Here is a 522-nt window from a genome sequence, read left to right as displayed (position 1 = left end):
TCATTTTTCTGAACGCACTGGCAGTCCGTCTGTCCGGCCGTTGCCTGATGACCTGCCGGCCGGTATTTTTTGCACTGCTATTCCCGGCCAGTGCGGCATTCTGGTGGTATTTTGAATTCCTGAACCGCTTTACAAACAACTGGCACTATACCGGTACGGCAGAAATTGGCGGCCTGCAGTATTTTTCCGAAGCGACATTGGCATTTTCTACTGTTCTGCCGGCCGTACTAAGCATTCGGTTCCTGCTCCTTCAATTGCCGGTATTTCGTAACGCATTCAAAGATTTCCCGCAAATGCCTTGGCTGCGTTCTAAAACAGTTTGGGGTTTTATTGCCCTGCTTTCCCTTGCCGGACTTATGAGCATCGGGTGGAAACCGGAATGGACATTCCCAATGCTGTGGATTGCGCCCGGCCTTCTGTGGATTGCACACCAGCGATGGAAAGATATTCTCAACCCGTTGCTTAAAGATAGCTCGAACGGAGATCTAACATTGGTTTGGTCGTCAGCAATGGCTGCTCTCT

At 50.4% G+C, this 522-nt stretch carries 1 pseudogene; it reads left to right on the top strand.

The window, feature by feature from the left end:
• Positions 1–522 (top strand): annotated as a pseudogene (locus AABW11_RS20035) (hypothetical protein); the annotation flags it as partial.

The organism is Rhodohalobacter sp. 8-1 (genome assembly GCF_038150125.1).
GTDB lineage: Bacteria > Bacteroidota > Rhodothermia > Balneolales > Balneolaceae > SW132.
This window is presented reverse-complemented; position numbering and strand designations above follow the sequence as displayed.